Source organism: Stetteria hydrogenophila (assembly GCF_054657575.1).
The window spans coordinates 325,314-338,194 of record NZ_BAAHYL010000001.1; the positions used below are offsets into that span (position 1 = coordinate 325,314).

Genomic DNA, 12,881 nt, shown 5'->3' on the forward strand with positions numbered 1-12,881 from the left:
CGGCCTCCCTGGGGGCTCGTAGGGCTCGGTGCAGCGCCTTCTAGAGTTAATTGACGGCCCGGGCCCCTGCCTGCCCGGTGTGCCGGGAGGCGTCCTGGTGGGGTCCTTGGGCGGCTGCGTCAGGGTTGTGCTGCTGGACTTTGACGGGACGGTCGTTGACACCATGAAGGCCTACGCCGACCTGGCTGCCCCCCTGCTCGCCGCCGCCCTGCGCGTAGGGCTCGAGGAGGCTAGGCGCCTCTACCTTGCTACGGCTGGCAGGGCTTTCAGGGAGCAGCTCAGGATCCTCGGTGTCCGGGGCGCCGAGGCCGAGAGGGTTGCCAGGGCGTTCGAGGAGGCTAAGAAGAGGATCCTGGCCTCGCTGAGCCTCGACGGGCTCGTCGTGGAGCGGGTGGAGGCCCTCAAGAGGGCGGGCCTCAGGGTCTACCTTTCAACGAATAACGAGTGCCGCGTCATCTCCGTCAACAGGGGCCTCACGAGCCTCTTCGACGGGGTCCTCTGCTACGACGAGGAGAGGGGGCTGAGGAAGGGGAGGGAGCACTTGGAGGAGGTTCTCAGGCGCGAGAGGGTCGGCCTCGGCGAAGTAGTCTTCATAGGCGACACTGACTACGACTTGGGGCTCTACTCCAGCCTGGGGGTTAGGGTCGTCAGGACCCGGGGCCTCTGGGATCCCGGGGATGACGCTGTCGAGAGGGTGCTCTCCATGGCCTCATGCCGGGGGCCCCGGGGGCGTTGAGGACTCGGCTGGCTTCGAGGGGCCGGCGGGTGCTCAGGCTTGCAGTCCTACTACTGCCTGGGCTGCTCCTCAGAGCCGTCCTGGCGCCGTACACCTGCGGGAGCGACATAGCCCAGTTCGCCGGCTTCGCCGACACGACGCTTAGGCGTGGCCTCCGCTTCTTCTCCTACAGCGATGGCTCCCACGCCGCGGGGGAGGGCTGGCCGTACCCTTGGCCCTACGTCTACGGCCCCCCGCTCGCCGTTACACTAGCCGCCCTGAGGATCCTCGCCCCCACGCCGGTAACCAAGCACTGGGAGGGCGGTGTTTACCACGTCTACGTCCCCACCGACTGGATAGTGGCCGTTAAAACGCTCCTCATAGCATTCGACGCGGCGTCAGCCGTTGCCCTATACGCAGTCGCAAGGCTCCTGGGCGCGGGCGAGCGGGGGGCCGCCGTGTGCATGCTCCTCTACTTCTACAACCCCCTGGTCGTGTACGTGTCCAGCATCTACGGCATGTTCGACCAGGTGGCCCTCTTCACGCTACTAGCCGGCCTCTACCTGCTCCTCAAGGGCAGGAGGATCCCGGCCTTCCTAGCCGCCGGACTCGCCGCGTCGGTTAAGCCCACCATGGCCGTGGCGGCTCTGGGCCTGCTAGCGGCTGAATCCAGCCGGGGCTGGGGGAGGGCCTTGAAGGCGCTGCCGGCCCTCCTGGCCGGCGCGCTGCTACCCTACCTACCCTTCGCCCTGGCAGACCCTTATGGCGTGGCTGTCTACGTTAAGGCGGTGGAGTCCGTCGCCTCGCCGAGCCACCCCGAGCCGGTCGCCTACAGCTTCAACGGGTTCTCCAGCATAGCCTTCTACGCCTGGAGCAGGGGCGACGCGGGCGCGGCTAGGGCAGCGCTCGCCGCGTGGCCCCTGCTCTTCGCCCCCCTCTACGCCGCCGCGCTGCTAGCCGCCGGGAAACGGGCGACCCGGTGGCGGCTGCCGGCCTCTCCTACGCCGCCTACACCGCTACCTACTGGAGGGTGAACCCCCAGTACCTCGTCCCCACCGTCGCGCTCGCCCTCCTACTCGCCGGGAGGGCTGGGAGGCCATCCGTCAAGGCCCTATCCGGGGCGGTCGCGCTGCTTGCAGGCCTCTGGCCCCTCATGTACCCGGTAAGCTTCTGGGCACACGTCCACATCCCCAGCCCGAACAGGCTAGTGGTCAAGGCGCTGGAGCACGCGTCGCTAAACATACTCAGCGACCTGGCATACGTCTACTACAGCCTAGCCCTCACACTGGCGCAGCTGCTCCTGGCAGTGGAGACCATGCGCTGGACCCTGAGAAGGCGGCCCTGGGAGTGAAGGGGTTCGGCCCCCCGGGGTGGCGGGGCGCCGAGTGGTGCGGCGGCCGGGATTTGAACCCGGGACCTCCGGCTTGGCAGGCCGGCGTCCTAGTCCAGGCTAGACGACCGCCGCACCTCCACTTTTCATTTCTATCGCGGAGATGCCCCCGCCAGGCATAGGGTTTAGAGGTGACGGTATTTAAGTTTATCTCCGGCCATTCTTTCAATTCTATCGCGTAGGTGTTGAAAGAATTTCAGGGAGCCCTCGAGCCCCGCCCCTAGTGCGAGCTGGAAGGCGTGGTGTTGCTTGGATGGGCGTGGTTTGGGGGTTCGTGGTCGCGGGCTACCCGAGGCCTAGGCACGTGAGGCTGGCGCTGCGCGACCGGGAGAGGGGGGTCATCCCCTTCGGCGCTGCGGAGGAGTCCATAGCCCTGGGCGCCGCCTCGGTTATCGGGGCCCAGGTCTCGGCTGGCCTAGCCTTCGCCGGGGACGGCTGCATGGACTGGCACGACGTCTTAAGGCCGTTCGCAGTCTCCTGGAGGAACGTGAGCCTCGGCGGGTTGCTCAGGTTCTTCGACAACAACTTCTTCTACAGGATACCGGTGTTCCACGGGGAGCCCGAGCCCAGCGACGTACTGGTACCGCCGAGGGTTAGGAGGTTCCACCCAGTGGCGTGGCCGGCGGGCTTCAAGGCCACAATACCCGGACCGTTCACATTCCTCAAGCTGTCCAAGAACGAGGCCGGGGTTGAGGACGAGGAGCTGGGCAAGGCCATAGCCAAGGTTCTGGCGGTGGAGGTCAAGGGGGCGGTAGAGGCGGGCGCCGGGCTCGTCGAGGTCCAGGAGCCTTTCCTAGCCGACGTAGACGCCAAGCCTGAGGACGCCGAGCTACTCGACGAGCTCCTGAAGCCAATCAGGGAGGCGAGCGCCGGGGCCAAGCTAGTCGTCTCGATCTACTACAACTTCCCCGACAGGAAGGTCTACGAGAAGCTGCTAGACGTCAAAGCTGACTACGTCGCCCTCGACTTCGGCGACGCACCGAGCCGCGCCTACGACACGCTCCAGAGCCTCGGCCGGGGCCAGTGGACGCCCGCCTTCGGCGAGATTAACGGTAGAGAAATCTACGACGATGACATTGAGAGGCTCGCCTCCAGGATAGCGTCAGCCGCTAAAACGCTCAGCCTCGAGGAGGTCGTGGTGACGACGACTTCGGGCTTCGAGCTTATACCCTACAGGTACAGTCTCAGGAAGACCGCGCTCCTCGGGAGGCTCGCAGAGAGAGTCGCTGAGGAGCTGGGTTTCGAGCTGAAAACCCCCCTAAGGCACGTGTAGCAGGGTAGCCCCGGGTGGTCGGCGTGGCGCTCTACGAGGTTCCGAGGAAGTTCCCCACGACGGTCGTGGGTAGCTACCCGAAGATCCCGCCCGCCGACGAGGCTATAAAGAAGAGGAGGGCGGGGGAGATCAGCGAGGAGGAGTTCCACGAGCTCGTGAAACCCGCGATTAAGGCGGTTGTGGATGACCAGATTGAGGCCGGCGTCGACATTATAAGCGACGGCGAGCAGTCGAGGGAGGACATGGTAGTTTACTTCGCCGAGAGGATCGAGGGCTACGCTCCCGGCGAGTGGACTAGGATCTTCGACAACGTCTACTTCAGGAAGCCCGTGGTCACGTCCAGGCTGGCCTGGAAGGCGCCCATGGCGGTTGCGGATTGGGAGTACGCCACAAGCGTCTCCCAGGGGAGGCCTGTGAAGGCCATACTCACCGGGCCCTACACCATGGTCGAGTGGAGCTTCGACCTCCACTACAGGGACAGGCGCGAGTTCATGATGGAGATCGCCAGAGTGATACGCAGGGAGCTCGACGAGTTCGTGGCCCGGGGGGCTGAGTATGTTCAGATAGACGAGCCCGCCCTCTCAACCAGGCCGTGGCGGGAGGAGGTGGAGCTCGCCCGCGAGGCCCTGGAGATAGTCTTCAAGGGCCTGCAGGCTAAGAGGATAGTCCACATATGCTACGGCAGAATCGAGAAGATACTGCCCTACCTCCTCGACTTCCCGGTCGACCAGTTCGACCTCGAGTTCAAGAACAGCAACTTCCGACTCCTCAAGTACCTCAAGGAATACGGTTACGACAAGGAGCTGGGCTATGGAGTCATCGACGTTCACAGCTTCCAGGTGGAGACTGTTAAGGAGATCAAGGACGCCATAGACACGTTGATGAAGCTCGACATAATAGGCCCCGAGAAGGTGTATGTTGACCCGGACTGCGGGCTGAAGAGGCTGCCCCGCGAAATAGCTAAAGCCAAGCTGAGGAACATGGTGGAAGCGGCTAGGCTGGCCAGGGAGGAGTGGTGAGCTTGCCCAGGCGCGGCGCTCGTCAAGGGCTGCCCAGGGAGTACCGATGCGACGAGCCGCCGTGCATACACGTGGTCCTTGACGAAAGGAAGAAGATGGTCCAGGTTTTCTTCGAGGACGAGGAGTACATAACTCCGATCCCCGCCGACAAGCTCCTGAAGGCGTGCGAGGAGCTGCGGGAGGCCCTCAACAAGAAGTACAGGGAGGCCAGCGGCTCTGAAGTCGACGAGCTCGCCAGGAAGTACCTCAACGCCACCCCGGTCGAGGAGGAGGTCCTCGAAGAAGAGGAGGAGTAGCGGCCAGCGAGTCCCCGGGCGCGGCGAGGGCCTAGCGCTCCAGCAGCTCCCTGGGTAGCCGCTTCACTAGATCCCTTACCGCGCTGCAGGACTCGTGGAACGCCCTCCTCTCCTCCTCGGTGAGCGGTAGCTCGAGTATCCTCTCCACGCCCCCGCCCCCTAGGACCACGGGCACCTCGGCGACGACGTCGCGCTCGCCGTACTCGCCGTCCAGGTACACGCTGGCGGTGAACGCCCTCCGCTGGTTCTTCTTCACCGACTCAGCCATGAGAGCCAGCCCGGCGCCGGGGCCGTAGCTGCTGCTGTACCCCCTCAACTGGGTTATCGCAGCTCCCGCCTTCACCGTCTCCTCGGCCACCTCCCTCAGCTCCTCTTCCGTCAGGAGGCTTGTGAGCGGGATGCCGGCGACGCTCGAGAGCCTGGGGACCGGGAGCATTGCCTCCCCGTGCATCCCTATGACTACGGGCGTGATGCTAGCCGGGCTGACCCCCAGCTTCCTCGACGCGTAGTAGGCGAGCCGGCCCGCGTCGAGGACTCCGCTAAAGCCTATGACCCTCCTGCGCTCCCACCCCAGCCTCTTGTACATGACGTAGGTCATCGCGTCCACGGGGTTCGTCGTCAGCATGACTACGGAGTTGGGGGCGTACTCCAGGATATTATCGGCGATGCCGGCTATGATGCCCGCGTTCTTGGCGAGAAGCTCCTCCCTAGTCATCCCAGGCTTCCTGGGGAAGCCTGCGGTTACGACTACCAAGTCACTCCCAGCCATGTCCCTGTAGTCGTTGGAGCCCCTCACGTCGACGCTTAAGCCTAGGATTGCAGCGGCGTGGGCGAGGTCAAGCGCCTCACCCTGCGGCTTCCCCTCGATGATGTCGATGAGTAGGATGTCATCGAGCTCCCTGAGCATCATGAACAGGGCGGCGGCTACGCCGACTCTGCCAGCCCCAACAATCGTGATCAAGGCGGCGCACCATGCAGTGCCCACGGATGGAGCGGGTGGTTAAATGCGGTTTCCAAGCAGCCAGGCGGCCCGCGGGCCCCCGGGGGAGGCTTGCTAGCCGCACCGCCGGAGGAGGCCCTTAAGCGCCTCGCTGGCGGCGGAGGCTACCATATGCGCCACTCTAAGCGGCTCAGGGATCCTGGCGTGGATCTGCAGTCTGGAGACTAGAGCGGTGGCCCTCTCCGGCGTGGTGCCCCAGGTCACTAGGTATAGCGGCCCCTTCGGCGTATCCACCCTCACAGCCCTGTCGACGATGGATAGCACCCTACTCCTTACACCGAGCGGTCCGGGGGCGTGGGCGAGTGCGGGTGCCAGCCTCTCATAGGCGGGCTTGTATGTGTACGCGACGATCACGCTGGCCCCCGTGAGCTTTACAAGCGCCGGGGGGCTCACAACGTTGAAGCCCGCTATGGTTACGGAGTCCAGGAGGACGGCGTCGGGGCGGGCCCTACAGGCGGAGACTGCCAGGTGCGCTATGACCCCGCTTGCCTCGAGCCCGTCGACCCGCAGGATCCCCATGCTAACGCCGACCGGGTCTAGGCCGTCGTAGCAGACGCAGGCTGCGGTAGTGTACCCCCCACCCAGCTTATGGACTCTCCCGTCGTCGCACGCTGACACCAGCACGGCGCTCGATAACCTCCAGCACGCCATCCAGCATGGGATCCTCGGATAGCGCCTCAATTATAGCCTCCGCGTCGCTGGCGAGCTCGATGACGCGGGTCTTCCCATACCTCCCCCTGCTCGTCACCCTCCCAACTATTAACCCCAGCATGTCGAGCTCCCCTATTATGCCCGAGACCCTCCTAAACGTGACCTTCTCGATGTTGATGGACGACGTGAGCTGGAGGTACAAGTCGTAAACCTCCCCCGTGGTGGTGTAGTGCCGGCCTCCGCCGGTGGCCATGACTATGCTTGCCAGCACAAGCTTGCCGTGAAGCGGGAGGCTCCTAACCACGTCTGCCACCCTGTCCCTCTCAATCTCGTTCCTAGCCTCCATGACGTGGCTCCTCGTCACCCGGTCCAAGCCCCGCCTCTCGGCGATCTCGCCGGCGACCCGGAGCAGGTCCAGGGCCCTCCTGGCGTCGCCGTGCTCCCGCGCGGCCAGCGCGGCGCAGAGCGGTATAACGTCGTCGTCTAGAACGCCGGGCTGGAAAGCCTCCTCAGCCCTGGCCTCGAGGATGTCCCTTATCTGCTCGGCGGTATAGGGGGGGAAGACCATTTCCTCCTCGCTCAAGCTGCTCTTCACCCGCGGATCCAGGGACTCGACGAACCTGACGCTGTTAGTTATCCCGATGATCGAGACCTTCGATCCGCCGTCGAGCATCTCGTTGATCCTGGTGAGCTTGTAGAGCACGTCGTCCCCATGCCTCTTGACGAGGAAGTCGATCTCGTCGAGCACCACGATTAACACGCCGGCGCGCCCCCGCAGCTTCTTCACAAGCCTCGAGAACACCTCCCCGGTGGAGAGGCCCGTGAAGGGAACCCTGACCTCCAGGGACTCGGCTATATCGGCTAGAACACGGTAGGGGGTGTCGCGGTGCCTGCAGTTAACGTAGATCCCCCTAACAGGGACCCTGAGCTCCCCAGCCTTCTCCTCCAGCTTCTTCAGGACGAACCGGGTCACAGCAGTCTTGCCTGTACCCGTCAAGCCGTAGATGAAGACGTTGTTCGGGCGCTCGCCCCTCAGGGCGGGGGCGAGCGTGGCCGCGAGCCTCCGGATCTCAGCCTCCCTGTGAGGCAGTACTTCGGGCACGTAGTCGGGCATCAAGACCTCTCTACGCTTGAATATCCTGGACTTCACCGATCTCTCGAAGATATCGTCTATAAACGACAACGCCGGCTACCTCCAGCCTCCACTGGATTCAAGCGCACTAGCCCAGTTGCCTGGGGAGGCAGCTTAGAAGGGGCCCGGCCGGCTTGGGGGGTAACCCGGTTTAAAGAGATAAGGCTAAACGCTGGAGCCCGCGTCGCCCGGGACGCGCTCAAGGTGCTAGTAACGCTTTAAAGGACTGCCCTCCACCGCCCTAGCGCGGCACGGAGGCCTAGCAGGCGGGTGGGCCGGTAGCTCAGCCTGGAAGAGCGCCCGGTTGGCATCCGGGAGGTCCCGGGTTCAAATCCCGGCCGGTCCACCACCCTCCCCACACTGTCCTCCTGCGTGCCCGCCGCCAGGAACACGTGGATAAAAGGGGCGTAGCCGGTTTGTAGTGTCGGTTGGAGCACGCGGTGTCTCTGATGGCGTTGCGTGACGCTTACGGGCGCCCCCTCACGAACCTCCGTATTAGCGTGACCGCCGAGTGCAACTATCGCTGCATCTTCTGCCACGTTGAGGGGCACCCGCTTGGCGAGCCTGCAAGGATCACGCAGCTACCGCCCGCCATGAAGCCGGGGGACTACTACATCGTAGCCAGGGCCGCGCGGGTCCTCGGGATTGACTCGTTTAAGATAACCGGGGGAGAGCCCCTTGTGAGGAAGGATATAGTCGAAGTTATCGCAAGCTTGAAGGAGGGCCACCCGCAGGCTTGGATATCCATGACCACCAACGGGTACCTCCTTTACAGGCTACTCCCCAGGCTGGTCGAGGCGGGGCTGAATAGGGTTAACGTCTCGATACACAGCACGAGGCGCGAGGTCTACAAGTTCATAACGAGGGTGGATGGCTTAGAGAGGGCTTTGAAGGGGCTCGAGGCGGCGGCCGAGTACGGCCTGAAGCTCAAGGTGAACGCCGTCATACTCAAAGGGGTTAACGACGGGGAGGTGTGGGATCTAGTAGAGCTCGCCAGGCGCTACGGGGCAACCCTCCAGCTCATAGAGCTGCACCCCGTCGGCTTGGGTGCAAGGTTCTTCTCCAAGTACTACTATTCCCTCGAAGCCATTGAGAGGGAGTTGATCGAGAGGGGGGCAAGGGTTACCAGGAGGAGGCTGCACAACAGGCCGATCTACGTGCTCCCCGATGGGGTGAGAGTGGAGGTTGTGAGGCCCTACAGCAACCCGTGGTTCTGCGCGGGCTGCCGCAGGGTGCGCCTCCACCCCGAGGGGAAGCTCTCGCCCTGCCTAAACTGGAGGGGGCCCCTCGTAGACCTCCTCGGCAGGGTCAGGGGGGCTAAGTCGCTGGAAGAGAAGGTGAGAAAGGCGGTTGAGGCTTTGGTCGAGGTTAACCTGTTGAGGAGGCCGTTCTACCTCTGGGGGATAGGCTACGAGCCGTCTGGGAGGCGCTTCTCGCCTTCAGGGCTTAGGCTTGAGCTGCCGAAGAAGGCGGGCTCGGGGGTTAGAATGCTGGAGGCCTGGAGCATGAAGCCCATGGGCCACACCAGTGAGGCCCAGTAGCTGGAGCCCGCCAGCTCCAGCGCAAAGCCTACGGCTGCGATGGATAGGGCGGGGACGGCTAGCGCGCTGTCAGTCCTCACGGGACAGCCCCTCAACCCAGCGGGCCCCCCAGCGGCGGCGACGAGGGCTAAGGCTAGGCTTGAGCTAGCCATCGCCGCCGCGGCCGGGGTTGAGTAGTAGACGAGCGGGGCAACTAGCGCCAGCGCGAGGCTTGCGTGAAGCCTGCGGGTCGAGAGCAAGCCTGCCACCCCCGAGGCCACCACCGCGGCAGCTGCCGTCGCGGGGTCCCCGAAAGCCCCCGCAGCTAGCCCGGCGTAGGCGACCTCAGGCCTGCGCGCAGCCGCCGCCCAGAGAGCAGCGGCGGCCAGCAGGGCAAGGCTGGCGTAGCGGGCCGGCAGCGCTCCGGGGCCCGCGGCTAGGAGAAGCAGCGACGACAGGGCCAGCCACGCAGCTGGAGCAACGGTGCTGCCCGTGGAGACTAGGGCCACGACGCTCGAGGCTAGGATGGCTGCAGCGTAGACCCCAGCCTGGACTCCCGCGGCGTACGCGAGCGAGGCCGCGGATGCGAGGGCTACTAGCATGCAGTAAACCGCTCCAGGGCCGCGGCAGCCGGCCCAGTAGAGGAGCCTGCTCATAGCGCTGCCACCATTCTCCCGATGAGCCAGTAGTCTACTGGAAGAGCTAGGAACACGGCCGCTATTATTGGACTTGCAAACTTGAAGATGCCCCTAGCCGCGGTGCGAGACGGTTCAGCAGCAAACCTCGATATCCTGGCGTAGGCGAGTATGGATAGCAGCGTCACGACTAAAGCAGCCAGGACCCCGTAGCCTTGGGTGAAGGCGAAGGCCCAGGCGAGCGCGACCATCACTGCTAGGGAGGCCTTCACGAGCCTAACCACGTCTCTGACCGGCATCAGCACAGGCGCCATTGGGATGCCTGCCCTGGCATAGTCGCTCTTGTAGTAGTATGAGATGAACCATATGTGCATCGGTATCCACGCCATTACTATTCCGGAGAGGATCAACCCGCCGACGTCGATAGCGCCGCGGGCGGCGGCCCAGCCTCCGAGTGCGGGCATCCCGCCGGCGACTCCGCCGAGGAGTATGTTGAGTGGAGTGCTCCTCTTAGCTATGTCAGTGTACATTATAGTGTCGAAGAACAACCCGGCTAGGACGGCGACGGCCACGTACCTGTTGATTAGCCCGGCGGCTAAGACGCCGATTAGCGTGAGCAGCACTGAGTAAACTGCGGCCTCGCCCTTGCCTAGGATCCCGCTCGGCACCGGCCTGCTCCTAGTCCTCTCCATGAGGCTGTCGATGTCGTTCTCGATAACCATGTTTAAAGCGGTGACCCCACCTATGCCTCCAAAGGCCGCCACGGCTAGGAGTAGGGCGTTCAAATTCGGCAGGCCCCCAGCGGCGAAGTACGCGCCGTACATGGTTATCGATAATAGCATTAGCTGCATAGGCTTTGTCATTACCATTATCGCTTTCAGCTTCGATGAAATATTCATTGAGCACCGCCACCAACTGGCAAAGTTGGGTCAGGAGGCTAAAATAGTTGAGTAATAAAGGAGGGTAACGAGTCAATGGCGGTTGGCGCTGAAGTAATCATCCTGCAATCAAGCGTGAGCGGGATCCAGCATGGCGCTCCCAAAGGCTGAAAGATGGAGCATCGTCGGCTGTCTCGAGTAACGCTTAACAGCCAAAGCCCTGGTTTATGATGCACTCAGTACGAGACCCTCTCAAGTCTCACGGTTCTAAGCTCGCCGGGGTTTACTTGCTTCTTCCTCACGATAGCCTCCCTAATCTTAATGTAGTCGTCTTCTACGACGAAGCCTACCCTGTACGCTACAGCCGCGCAGGACGTAGTGGCGGCTCCTCCACCCACCCCACCCTCAACCATTAGGTCGAGGCTGCTCTCCAAGTCCTTGTATGAGAGGCTGCACGCCCCCTCGGGGTGGGTGTGGTAGAGGACCGCAGCCTTGATGAAAGGCAGTCTAACCCTGTAGACGTCGCCCTCGAGGATTGCCGCGTAGCCCTGGCTAGTGTATATTAGAGCGTATTCAACGCCCGTTCTCGCCGTTTCGAGGGCGAGCCTCCTAATGACTTCGCCGTCGCCTTGCAGTGGCTGCATAGCTATTGCCCGGTAGAGGTCTACCAGCGAGTACTCGGGCGCACCCCGCTCCCCGGCGACGACGCGGACCGTGACCCCCAAGGGCTCCAGCTTCCTCTCGCCGAGGACCCCAGACCGGCCGGGGTAGCAGACGTCGATGATTACCGTGCTGCTTCTCGGAGGGGCTAGGACTGAGCCCCCCACGCCTATCTCCCAGAGCGGGACTTCATCCTCGTATATGGACTCGATCACATCGACGACGCTGTAGGCAATGGCTATGGCTGCTGACGCCCTAGTCACGCTTAATTCCTGCCTCTTCAACCCGCCCTAACCCGCCTTGGATAAGGGCCGGTGAACGTAGATGGGTAAAAACGGCGTAGATGAAGCCTGGAACGCCATAGTGTCGGATATAGAGGAGCTCACCCAAATAGGGTGCTATGAGCGGGTCAACTTCATCACTAGCCTTGCTCTGCTCGGCAGGCTGAGGAGGAGGGCAGCCTCCCTCCTGCACGGGAGGGAGACCGTAGTCGACGCCGGCGCCGGGCCGGGGTACTCCTCGGTCGAGTTGATGAGGGAAGCAGGCCCGAGCAAGCTGATCCTCCTAGACCCTAGCCAAATGATGCTCGGCGTAGCCTACAAGAGCCTCGAGCAGTGGAGGGGCAGGGCCCAGGCGGTTGTAGGAGTCTTCGAATCCATGCCTCTCCCGGACAGCTCAGTCGACGGCGTGATCTCAATGTTCGCCTTCAGGGACGCCATAGACTATGAGGAGGCGGCGCGCGAGATCTGCAGGGTCCTCAAGGAGGACGGCCTATTCGTGATCTTAGACCTCATTAAGCCCGACTCGCGCCTAGAGGAGATCGCCGTAAAGGTGTACATAACCGTTATCCCGCTACTGGCAGCCCTGATGCTTGGCTGCATCAAGAGGGGTGCATTCCTAAGGTACCTCGACCTGGTTAAAACAATTGAGAGAATGCCTAGGCTTAGCGAGTTAACCGGCATGCTGAGTAAGTACTTCAAGACCGTTGAGGCCGAGAAAATACTCCCGGGCACAGCGCTAATCAAGGCAGAGAAACCACGCAAAGACGTATGCCCTTAATTCTTAATCGCGGAAAAGCCCACCAAGAAAATCGTGAAGGCTCGGCTTCAACCGCCCCTAGTAGAGCTTAATGGCCCATTTACAGTTACACGATTAATGGAGGCCCTGAACGGTCGCGGGCATCTCCGCGATGAGAAGAATAATTGGACTCCGAGGGCGAGGGGATTGATGAAGCGCTTTAGAGTGGACCCGACAGGGGATGACGACAGTACCCTCGGCTGACCTAGCTTACACAGTGTTTTCGCCGGGCAGATGAATTCGGTTAATTAAAAGGTGGATTGTTTAGTTCGAGTAAGAAGGAGGAGGAAGACTATAGGGGGCTACCTGCGCCTGCTCAGCTTCCTAGCCTCCCTCTCGGCCTCCCTGAGTATCAGGATGTCGCCAATGCGGACGGGGCCCATGACGTTCCTGGTTATAATTCTCCCCTTATCCCTACCCTCTAGTATGCGGACTCTAACCTGCGTGACCTCCCCCGTGACTCCCGTTCTGCCGATTATCTGGATTACCTCGGCAGGGAAGCCGAACTCTTCAATCACGTTTACCTCGCTCCCCTTCTCCTCCCTAGACTCAGGCACCAGCGACACCCCCTGCTTCGGGCCAGCCGCCCGAGGACTTATTAAGCAAACCCTGCAGGGAAGCGCAGGGTTAAGGAT

The 12,881-nt window shown here is 62.7% G+C and carries 14 protein-coding genes and 2 tRNA genes; 9 read left to right on the top strand and 7 right to left on the bottom strand.

Features of this window, described 5'->3' with window-relative positions; all coding sequences use genetic code 11:
• Nucleotides 1–79 precede the first annotated feature (79 nt).
• From ACYQ3J_RS01740 to ACYQ3J_RS01750, 3 genes are read left to right on the top strand one after another with little or no spacing between them, the layout of a single operon-like run.
• Complete coding sequence (locus ACYQ3J_RS01740) at nt 80–736, top strand: HAD family hydrolase (RefSeq protein ID WP_460123639.1); 657 nt, start codon at nt 80–82, stop codon at nt 734–736.
• Nucleotides 733–1,749, top strand: a complete 1,017-nt coding sequence (locus ACYQ3J_RS01745; RefSeq protein ID WP_460123642.1) for a hypothetical protein — start codon at nt 733–735, stop codon at nt 1,747–1,749. Before ACYQ3J_RS01740 ends, ACYQ3J_RS01745 begins: the two co-directional genes overlap by 4 nt.
• A complete protein-coding gene (locus ACYQ3J_RS01750) occupies nt 1,695–2,066 on the top strand; it encodes a hypothetical protein (protein WP_460123645.1) in 372 nt (123 codons plus the stop codon). The genes ACYQ3J_RS01745 and ACYQ3J_RS01750 overlap by 55 nt, the downstream gene beginning before the upstream one ends.
• Before the next feature lie 35 nt (nt 2,067–2,101).
• Here the strand turns inward: ACYQ3J_RS01750 and ACYQ3J_RS01755 are convergent.
• Nucleotides 2,102–2,180 (bottom strand) — tRNA-Gly (locus ACYQ3J_RS01755).
• A 178-nt stretch (nt 2,181–2,358) separates the two neighbouring features.
• On the opposite strand from ACYQ3J_RS01755, the gene ACYQ3J_RS01760 reads away from it, so the two are divergent.
• From ACYQ3J_RS01760 to ACYQ3J_RS01770, 3 genes are read left to right on the top strand one after another with little or no spacing between them, the layout of a single operon-like run.
• Nucleotides 2,359–3,378 (top strand): uroporphyrinogen decarboxylase/cobalamine-independent methonine synthase family protein, encoded by a 1,020-nt coding sequence (locus tag ACYQ3J_RS01760; RefSeq protein ID WP_460123648.1) that lies wholly within the window; start codon nt 2,359–2,361, stop codon nt 3,376–3,378.
• A gap of 14 nt (nt 3,379–3,392) precedes the next feature.
• Entirely contained in the window at nt 3,393–4,397 is a 1,005-nt protein-coding gene (locus tag ACYQ3J_RS01765; RefSeq protein WP_460123651.1) for a methionine synthase, read from the top strand.
• A gap of 2 nt (nt 4,398–4,399) precedes the next feature.
• Entirely contained in the window at nt 4,400–4,693 is a 294-nt protein-coding gene (locus ACYQ3J_RS01770; protein WP_460123653.1) for a hypothetical protein, read from the top strand.
• Between the two features lie 31 nt (nt 4,694–4,724).
• Here ACYQ3J_RS01770 and ACYQ3J_RS01775 read toward each other — a convergent pair whose 3' ends face one another.
• From ACYQ3J_RS01775 to ACYQ3J_RS01785, 3 genes are all read right to left on the bottom strand, one after another.
• Complete coding sequence (locus ACYQ3J_RS01775; RefSeq protein ID WP_460123656.1) at nt 4,725–5,654, bottom strand: malate dehydrogenase; 930 nt, start codon at nt 5,652–5,654, stop codon at nt 4,725–4,727.
• A gap of 93 nt (nt 5,655–5,747) precedes the next feature.
• Entirely contained in the window at nt 5,748–6,311 is a 564-nt protein-coding gene (locus ACYQ3J_RS01780; RefSeq protein WP_460123659.1) for an endonuclease dU, read from the bottom strand.
• Nucleotides 6,280–7,527 carry an ORC1-type DNA replication protein gene (locus tag ACYQ3J_RS01785; RefSeq protein WP_460123662.1) on the bottom strand — a complete coding sequence of 416 codons (1,248 nt, stop codon included), beginning with the start codon at nt 7,525–7,527 and terminating at the stop codon, nt 6,280–6,282. Before ACYQ3J_RS01785 ends, ACYQ3J_RS01780 begins: the two co-directional genes overlap by 32 nt.
• A gap of 221 nt (nt 7,528–7,748) precedes the next feature.
• On the opposite strand from ACYQ3J_RS01785, the gene ACYQ3J_RS01790 reads away from it, so the two are divergent.
• Both ACYQ3J_RS01790 and moaA read left to right on the top strand, forming a co-directional pair.
• Nucleotides 7,749–7,825 (top strand) — tRNA-Ala (locus tag ACYQ3J_RS01790).
• A gap of 100 nt (nt 7,826–7,925) precedes the next feature.
• Nucleotides 7,926–9,017, top strand: coding sequence for a GTP 3',8-cyclase MoaA (gene moaA, locus ACYQ3J_RS01795; protein ID WP_460123664.1), 1,092 nt, complete (start codon nt 7,926–7,928; stop codon nt 9,015–9,017).
• 631 nt (nt 9,018–9,648) lie between these two features.
• Here moaA and cyoE read toward each other — a convergent pair.
• Complete coding sequence (gene cyoE / locus ACYQ3J_RS01800; protein ID WP_460123667.1) at nt 9,649–10,530, bottom strand: heme o synthase; 882 nt, start codon at nt 10,528–10,530, stop codon at nt 9,649–9,651.
• 215 nt (nt 10,531–10,745) lie between these two features.
• Nucleotides 10,746–11,432 carry a hypothetical protein gene (locus tag ACYQ3J_RS01805; RefSeq protein ID WP_460123670.1) on the bottom strand — a complete coding sequence of 229 codons (687 nt, stop codon included), beginning with the start codon at nt 11,430–11,432 and terminating at the stop codon, nt 10,746–10,748.
• Between the two features lie 61 nt (nt 11,433–11,493).
• Between ACYQ3J_RS01805 and ACYQ3J_RS01810 the strand changes: the two genes are divergently transcribed.
• Nucleotides 11,494–12,228 (top strand): class I SAM-dependent methyltransferase, encoded by a 735-nt coding sequence (locus ACYQ3J_RS01810; RefSeq protein ID WP_460123672.1) that lies wholly within the window; start codon nt 11,494–11,496, stop codon nt 12,226–12,228.
• 320 nt (nt 12,229–12,548) lie between these two features.
• Here ACYQ3J_RS01810 and ACYQ3J_RS01815 read toward each other — a convergent pair whose 3' ends face one another.
• On the bottom strand, nt 12,549–12,803 hold the full coding sequence (locus ACYQ3J_RS01815) for a 30S ribosomal protein S28e (RefSeq protein ID WP_460123675.1): 255 nt from the start codon (nt 12,801–12,803) through the stop codon (nt 12,549–12,551).
• Nucleotides 12,804–12,881 lie beyond the last annotated feature (78 nt).

Excerpts from the sequence above, each read along its gene's own strand:
- ACYQ3J_RS01810 (WP_460123672.1), top strand. The coding sequence starts at position 11,494 with ATGGGTAAAAACGGCGTAGATGAAGCCTGGAACGCCATAGTGTCGGAT.
- moaA (WP_460123664.1), top strand. The coding sequence starts at position 7,926 with ATGGCGTTGCGTGACGCTTACGGGCGCCCCCTCACGAACCTCCGTATT.
- ACYQ3J_RS01760 (WP_460123648.1), top strand. The coding sequence starts at position 2,359 with ATGGGCGTGGTTTGGGGGTTCGTGGTCGCGGGCTACCCGAGGCCTAGG.
- cyoE (WP_460123667.1), bottom strand. The coding sequence starts at position 10,530 with ATGAATATTTCATCGAAGCTGAAAGCGATAATGGTAATGACAAAGCCT.